Source organism: Myxococcus sp. AM009 (assembly GCF_013372605.1).
Lineage (GTDB): Bacteria > Myxococcota > Myxococcia > Myxococcales > Myxococcaceae > Myxococcus > Myxococcus vastator.
On record NZ_JABXEP010000373.1, the window covers coordinates 1 to 670 of the forward strand.

The window sequence follows — 670 nt, forward strand, 5'->3', positions numbered from 1 at the left end:
CATCAGCCCGCCCCCCGCGTCCGGCGCCGTCTGGGGCGCGGACGTGGTGCTGGGGGCCTGCCGCCAGGTCTCCATCTCTGGAACCGCCTGGCCCATCTGGTTCGCGGCGTCGGGGCCCAGCTTCTCCTGCACCGTGCCTTGCACCTGCTTCAGCAGCGAGCCCGCCAGCCCCTGGGCCTGCGTTCCATTCACTCCGAGCTGCTGAGAGAGCTGTCCGATGAGGTCCATCCCTTGCTCCTTTCCTGTCGCGCGTCCGTGTGGAGCGCCTTTCTAGCGGGCCGGCCGCTCCCTCGCCTTCCCGCCGCCTTCCCCCGGTCCCCCGCGGACTGCGCATCTTCGCTGGGGAGGCCTGTCATGCGGGAAGCGAACGCGGAGGGCTCGCGACGGAAGACGGCGGAGCGCGACGCCCGGGAGTGCTGGGGCGGCGTCGACCTGGGCGGGACGAAAATCGAGGCCGTGGTGGTAGACCGCGCTGGCGCCGTCCTGGGGAAGCTGCGCCAGCCCACGCCCGCCGACGGTGAGCCCGGCGACGTGGTGCGCGCCATCCACGACACGCTGGAGGGCGCGGCGCACGCGGCGGGCCTGACGTCCCGTCAGCTCCAGGGGGTGGGCGTGGGCGCGCCCGGCGCGGTGAACGCCAACGAGGGCACGCTGGGACACGTCAGCAACG

Annotated in this window: 2 protein-coding genes; one reads left to right on the plus strand and one right to left on the minus strand. The window is 73.4% G+C overall.

What is annotated here, in order from left to right; translation table 11 throughout:
- The coding region (locus HV824_RS35930) for a DUF2780 domain-containing protein (RefSeq protein ID WP_176425286.1) at positions 1-228 on the minus strand (228 nt) is incomplete at its 3' end.
- A 126-nt stretch (positions 229-354) separates the two neighbouring features.
- Between HV824_RS35930 and HV824_RS35935 the strand changes: the two genes are divergently transcribed.
- A partial coding sequence (locus HV824_RS35935; protein ID WP_176425287.1) for an ROK family protein occupies positions 355-670 on the plus strand: 316 nt, incomplete at its 3' end.